Source organism: Streptomyces sp. NPDC041784, from assembly GCF_055591025.1.
In genome coordinates, this window is sequence record NZ_JBVJAB010000023.1 from 127,989 (window position 1) to 133,988 (window position 6,000).

A 6,000-nucleotide genomic window follows, 5' to 3' on the forward strand; every position below is an offset into this window, starting at 1 on the left:
TGCGCTCGGCCTCCGTCAACATCAGCGACTCCCTCGAACGGAACCGTTCCATGCGAAGAAAATCTATCCCGAGGAAGCATGAATACGAAACCGTTTCGGTAGTGAAAAGGGACACGGGCGAAGCCCGGCACTGACGATCGATCCGGGCCACCTGAGAAACTGGACCGCGAGCAGACTGGAAGGGACATGCATGGCAAGCACGTCACCGGCCGCGGCGAAGCAGGGACGGCCTCGCGACCCGGGCGCGGATGAGCGCATACTCCAGGCGGTCGTGGACGAACTCGCCGAGGTCGGCATCGCCGGCTTCCGTATCAACTCTGTCGCCGCGCGTGCCAAGGTCGCCAAACGAACCCTCTACACGCGCTGGCCCGAGCGCGACGATCTGATCCTGGCCGGCCTGGCCACCTTGTCCGTGCGGCTCGACCCGCCGTGCACGGGCAGCCTCGAACAGGACATACGGCTTCTCTACGACGCCATGGCCGAGCATCTCGACAGCCCCCGCTGGCTGATCGGAGCTCGCTGCAGCTTCGAATTCCCCGACCACCCCGAGCTCTACGCGACGTTCCAGCGCGACTGCATCGACCAGCCGCTGGCCGTCATCGAGGACGTCCTCCGCGACGCCCAGGTGCGCGGCGAACTCCGCAGCGACATCGACCGCTCCGTGGCCGCGGAGACCTTCGCGGCGTCGATCGGCGGGTTCAGCACGCACATCGCCCGCCTCCGCGGCATGAACACGCACGCAGTCCGTGACCGGTTCCTCGACCTGTTCCTTCATGGGCTGCGCGCAGTCGGAGACACGGGATCAGGCTGACCGCTCCCCTCCGCGGGATGAGTGCCTGATCGCCCTTGGGCGTCGTGTTCCATGCGTGAGTTCGACCTACTGGGTCGTAGCCGTCCCGCACGCGCTCCCAGCCCTGACGGGCCGTTACCGGCGACGGGGCAGGGCAGGTCGTCGGGATGTACCCGCCCTGGCAGCGGTGGTCATGAAAATGCCGTAGCTGCAGGTAGTCGCCGCTGGGGCGGCACGGGTCGGCGGAGTGGCCCGCCTCCGCGGGCGAGTGCACCCCTCGCCGGCCGTCATCCCCGCGGAGGCCAGCACAAGCTCACACAGCTACCGGCTGGTCGTCCTCCCGCGGCACCAGCCCAAGGTCCGCATCCCGCGCGGACTCCACCTCAAGCCGCAACAAGCGGAACCACATGAAGGCCACAAAGCCAGCAAAGACAAACCATTCCCCGGCATAGCCAAGGTTCTGGAACGACTTCAGATCCAACCCGGAATGCCGCGTCGCACTCACCGACACGGCCTTCATCCCCTCGTCGCCCTTGTTCAGAGTCACCCACGCGCTATGCACGTCGTAAGGAACAAGGTTCACCAGGGACGCCGAGCTGATGGCTCCCGTCTGCCCGGCGGGCAGACCCCCTTGCCCAGGCACCCCGTTCTCCCCGGGGTGCTCAGACGCCTGCAAGGCCCCGGTCACGCTGACCTCCCCGGAAGGTGCCGCCGGCGCCTTGGAGGGATCCGCATCCCCAGGCAGCCATCCCCGAACCACAGGCAGGGCCGAGCCGTCATTGGTCCGCAGGAACGTCAGGACGTAGAAGCCCCGCTGCTCATGCAACTCCCGATCCGGCACGAGCAACTGCTCCCCGTACCGGCCCGTGGCGGTGACCTGCTTCCCCACGGTCGCCTTGTCCACCGGCAGCATCTCGGCAAGCGGCCGAGCCGCCTCCCGCTTGTCCGACGCGGCCTGCGCCTCGGCCCCGCGATGTGTCGCAGCCCGCTCTTCGAACCGGCTCAGTTGCCAGGACCCCATGAAGATGCAGAGGGGGATGGCGAACAGCACGAAGACGTTGATCCCGCACCAACGGGGCGTCAGCAGAAATCGGTACACGCCACCACGGTACGGGCACGGCCCAACGTCCATTCCGTGGGGTCAGTACCGGGCCCGGTTCACAGGCGGCTCGTGCGAATCGGGCCAAAGGACCAGCTGGGCGCCCAGTCCACTGCCCGTTCCGTTCGCCAAGAAGGGCGTGTGCTGGGCCACAGGAAATGCCGTAGTGGCGCCACGTGCGCTTTCTCAGAGAGCAGCGGGGTCTGCCGCTGGCCGAGTTGGCCCGGCAGGCCGGGCTGGCCAAGCGGACTCTGTCGAATCTGGAGCAGGGCACCGGCAACCAACGGTGGACACCCTGTTCGCCATAGCTGCCGCGCTCGGTGTCCCGGTCACCCGGCTGGTGGCCGAGCGGAAGGAGGCACTCAAGCCTCGGCCAGATCAGCCCGATCGACTACGAGCAAAGATCCATTACGCTGACCATGGCCGCATGACCATCGGTGTCCACGATCCGGGGGCAAGGCACGAGTACCCGATGCTCGACGACCGCACAGTCCTGCGTCGTGCGCCCCGTGACAGCGACATCTACACCTGGACGCCAGCGTCCAACCGCTTCGCATGGACCGCATACCTCGGCCGGCCACCGCAGGAAGAGGACGACCGCCCGTACATCTCCGCGGCAAGGCGTGCTGATCGTCGACCCGCTCGGCCACCAGCGCTTTCTCGTGGGTGCCAGGCTCGGGTCCGGCTTCGTCTGCGCCTGGCTCCTGCTGAGCGGGCGGCGGTGGGAATCGAGCCTCCATCAGACCCGGAGCGCTTCATGTCTGGTGTCTGTTGTACTTGATGACTGAGGGTGCGCTCGGCGGCACGGACTGGTCGCTGCGCTTCGGTCCTGGACGGAGGTGGCGCGGGCCAGTGGACAACATGGGCGGATGGATTCGTGAGCTCGCGCCGCGCGGCCGGAGTGTGCTGTCCTGGTCGGTTCTGCCCTCGGCCCAGGTCAACCGGCTTGTCGACCGGGTCGGCGCGGGTCCGGTGGCCTGGGCCGTCGAACTTGCCCAGGGCATGACTGATCACGTGACCACGCAGATCCCGCAGCTTGGCGTGGACGGCCTCGTGCAGGAGCTGCGGAAGGGATGTGAGGCCGTCGCGTTGAGCATCGTGGCTGCGCTGGCCGAGAATACCGAGGTCACGCCGGAGCCTCCGGCGGAAGCGCTCACGGGCGCTGTGGAGGCTGTGGGCCGGGGAGTCGGTGTCGAGCACCTGTTGCAAAGCGTCCAGCTCGGTCATGCGTACGCCGTCAGGGAGCTCCTGGCCGAGGCCGAACGACACCTGCCTGCCTCCGACCGCTTCGCGGCGGTGGCGCATGTCTCGGAGGTGCTGTTCGCGATCGTCAACCAGCTGTCCGCCGAGATGACTCGCGAGTTCTCCCGGGCGCATGCCGCCTGGGTGACCAGTTCGGCCGCCGTGCGCATGGAGCTGGTGCAGGACATCCTCGACGGAAAGCCAGTCGCTGCCGATCATGCGCACCGCGTCCTGGGCTACGACCTCACCCGCCGGCACACCGCCTTGGTGGTGTGGACTGACGACCTCGAACAGGCCGATCCCGGCCGGTTGGCAGAGCGCGCCGAGCAGCTGCTGCGGGCGGGCGGAGCGACGGGCACCTTGATCCTGCCTGTCGGCCGGCAACGGGTGTGGGCGTGGGGGTCCAGTGTCCACGGTGCCTCGGTGACGCCGCCGACGTCGACGGGCACGCCCCTGTCCGGGATTCGGGTAGCGGCCGGGCCGCCCGAGTCCGGCGCCGAGGGGTTCGCGTTCAGTCACGGTCAGGCCCTCGATGCCGTCCGGGTCGGGATGCTGTCCCGCACCGACCGGTGGCTGTTCGACTACGCCGAACTCGACCTGATCGCCATGCTCAGCACGCATCTCGATGAGGCGCGCCGGTTCGTGCGCCGTGAGCTGGCTGGACTCGCGGGATGCGGGGAGCCTGCCACCACCCTGCGCACCACCCTCAAGTGCTACCTGGACACGGAACGAAGCCTGAACACGACGGCTGAGCTGCTGCACGTCGCGCGTAACACGGTTGCGTACCGCATCCAGCGGGCCGAGCAGCTGCGGGGCCGGGAGATCAAGGTCCGGCGGATGCAACTTCAGGTTGCGCTGGCGCTCGCGGAGGAGTTCGGCGACCTCGTGTTGAGCGAACAGGCCACCCCGCGCTGACGGCGCTGACGGCCCCTTCGGACTTCGGTCCAGACGGCCCCTTTGGACTTCGGTCCAATCGACGGCGGGCCGGATTGCACCACGGACCAAGCGCCGCGAAGGCTGTGTCCGCTGCACTGTCGGCATGCACTTCGGCTACTGGACGCGATCGCTCGCACCGGCGCCAGCCTCGCTGGTCCGCCGCCGCCCCGCGAAGGAACGCGCATGGTGATCCACCTCGCCCGCTACCGCCTCGACGACGAGATCCGGTGGGCGACCGTCGGCGACGGTGGCCTGTCGCCGCTGGCCGGCAGCTACGCCTCGACCGCGGACCTCATCCGTGACGGCGCTGACGACTGGCGGTCGGCCGCTGAGAAACCTGCCCAACTGCCGACCGAGTCGGTGGAGCTGCTGTCCCCGGTGACCACGCCCTGTCGCGTCCTGTGCCAGGGCGCCAATTACCGGCAGCACGCGATCGAGTCCGGAATGGATCCCGACGCGCGGCCCTTCAACCTGTTCTTCGACAAGACGGACGCCGCGGTCACCGGTCCTGACACGCCTGTCACCCGGCCGCCCCACGTGCGGCTGCTCGACCACGAGATCGAGCTCGCCCTGGTGCTGCGCAAACAGGTCACCCAGCCGGAGACCGTCACCGCCGAGAATCTCCACGAGTACGTCTTCGGCATCACCATCGCCAACGACCTCTCCGCCCGCGATGTCCAGCTCCCGCAGGGCCAGTACCTCAAGGGCAAGAGCTACCGCGGGTTCTGCCCGGTCGGGCCCTATCTCGCGGTCCCGGAGCCGGGCGAGTTCCCGCTCCTGGACGACCTGGAACTGCGTCTGAAGGTCAACGGCGAACTCCGCCAGCACGACAGCACCCGCAACCTGCTCTACCGGCCCGCTGAGACTCTCACCGAGCTGACCACGTTCTGCGACCTCAGTCCCGGAGACCTGCTGCTCACCGGCACCCCCCACGGCTGTACCGCGACCACCCCGCCGGCGCTGGTCCGCCGCCTGGCCACGGCGCTGCTACCCGAGGACAGGCTCTGGCGGATGTTCATCCGCTCCAACCTCCGCAAGCCCTACCTCCAGCCCGGTGACCTCGTGACCGCGAGCATTCGCAGCCCCGACGGCTCCATCGACCTCGGCCGTCAGCACACCACCATCACCACATCCTGAAAGGACCGATCATGGAAGCCGCCAAAGAAGTCGGCACCCACAAGGCCGCGTACGACACCGCGCCAGCCTTCGTCGCGCACTGGGTCGTCAAGACCGCCCGCCGCGACGAGATGATCACGTGGTACCGCGTGGTCTTCGGCGCCCGCGTGGTTCACGAGGGCCGGCAGGTCACCTTCCTCAGCTGGGACCACGAACATCACCGGCTGGCGCTGGTCACGGTGCCGTCTGTCCTGCGATACCTCTTCCCGCTGGCACGGCTGCGGCGCAAGATTTACGGGATCGACCACCTCGCCGTCCAGTTCGCCTCGCTCGAACGCCTGCTCACCACCTACGAGCGACTCAAGCAGGCGGGCATCCGCCCGGTCTGGGCCATCAACCACGGGCCGACCACCTCGCTGTACTACGAGGACCCCGACGGCATCCGCCTGGAGTTCCAGGTGGACAACTTCCCCACCACTGAGGCCACTGCCGCCTTCTTCGGCAGCAAGGAGTTCGCCGCCAACCCGATCGGCACCGAGTTCGACCCCGACTACCTGCTCGAGCGGCTGCGCCGCGGCGACGACCCGGCCGAACTGCTCCGGCCCGGCGCGGGCACCCTGCCCGGCACCACGCCACGGGCCAACAGGCGAGCGGTCACCTGGAAGAGTCTCTAGGTGTATTGACCCGCAGCGTTGTTCACACGGCTGATCGGTGGCTGGCCGCCGAGTGCGGTGTGGCAGCGATGGTAGTTGTAGGTGTGCAGGAAGGTGTTGAGGGCTGCCGTTCGCTGTTCGTTGCTGGTGTAGGGCCGTAGGTA

At 68.1% G+C, this 6,000-nt stretch carries 6 protein-coding genes and 1 pseudogene; 5 read left to right on the top strand and 2 right to left on the bottom strand.

What is annotated here, in order from left to right:
* Positions 1–190 precede the first annotated feature (190 nt).
* On the top strand, positions 191–811 hold the full coding sequence (locus tag ACZ6D7_RS35660) for a TetR/AcrR family transcriptional regulator (RefSeq protein ID WP_469500090.1): 621 nt from the start codon (positions 191–193) through the stop codon (positions 809–811).
* Between the two features lie 292 nt (positions 812–1,103).
* Here the strand turns inward: ACZ6D7_RS35660 and ACZ6D7_RS35665 are convergent, their stop codons facing one another.
* Positions 1,104–1,889: an SURF1 family protein gene (locus ACZ6D7_RS35665; protein ID WP_469500092.1), complete on the bottom strand. Its 786-nt coding sequence runs from the start codon at positions 1,887–1,889 to the stop codon at positions 1,104–1,106.
* Positions 1,890–2,065: 176 nt separating this feature from the next.
* Between ACZ6D7_RS35665 and ACZ6D7_RS35670 the strand changes: the two genes are divergently transcribed.
* The 4 genes from ACZ6D7_RS35670 (at position 2,066) to ACZ6D7_RS35685 (ending at position 5,857) form a co-directional block, all read left to right on the top strand.
* Positions 2,066–2,197, top strand: a complete 132-nt coding sequence (locus tag ACZ6D7_RS35670; RefSeq protein WP_469500094.1) for a helix-turn-helix domain-containing protein — start codon at positions 2,066–2,068, stop codon at positions 2,195–2,197.
* A gap of 553 nt (positions 2,198–2,750) precedes the next feature.
* The gene (locus ACZ6D7_RS35675; protein WP_469500109.1) at positions 2,751–4,046 is read left to right on the top strand and encodes a PucR family transcriptional regulator; all 1,296 of its coding nucleotides are present in this window, start codon (positions 2,751–2,753) and stop codon (positions 4,044–4,046) included.
* A gap of 204 nt (positions 4,047–4,250) precedes the next feature.
* Positions 4,251–5,204 carry a fumarylacetoacetate hydrolase family protein gene (locus ACZ6D7_RS35680; protein WP_469500096.1) on the top strand — a complete coding sequence of 318 codons (954 nt, stop codon included), beginning with the start codon at positions 4,251–4,253 and terminating at the stop codon, positions 5,202–5,204.
* A gap of 11 nt (positions 5,205–5,215) precedes the next feature.
* Entirely contained in the window at positions 5,216–5,857 is a 642-nt protein-coding gene (locus tag ACZ6D7_RS35685; protein WP_469500098.1) for a VOC family protein, read from the top strand.
* On the opposite strand, the pseudogene ACZ6D7_RS35690 reads toward ACZ6D7_RS35685, so the two are convergent.
* Positions 5,854–6,000 (bottom strand): annotated as a pseudogene (locus ACZ6D7_RS35690) (IS481 family transposase); the annotation flags it as partial. The gene ACZ6D7_RS35685 and the pseudogene ACZ6D7_RS35690 overlap by 4 nt on opposite strands.